General features: G+C 33.1%; 1 pseudogene. It reads right to left on the bottom strand.

From position 1 onward, the window contains the following. Positions 1–242, bottom strand: a pseudogene (locus UGRO018_RS17910) (hypothetical protein); the annotation flags it as partial.

Below are 242 nucleotides of genomic sequence, written 5' to 3'. Positions count from 1 at the left end.
TCTCGACATTCCGCTATTTCATGTGATACCGCAAATGACCATAAATCTTTATTCTTCCTCAGTTCCTCATATTTTTTGATCATCACTTTCACCGGCCTTTCATCTATCTTTAGTATATCACTTGTTATCCCATTTTTAAATAAGTAACACATCAATTCTAACGCATTCATATGTTCTAATCCTTTTTCTTTTTCGATGCGATTGATTTCCGGCAAGGAAATGAAATACATATGTATCATTAC

Source organism: Hoskinsella mucinilytica, from assembly GCF_045223415.1.
Classification (GTDB): Bacteria; Bacillota_I; Bacilli_A; order Erysipelotrichales; family Erysipelotrichaceae; genus Hoskinsella; species Hoskinsella mucinilytica.
The sequence above is the reverse complement of the archived record's forward strand: the minus strand, read 5'-3'. Positions and strand labels throughout refer to the sequence as shown.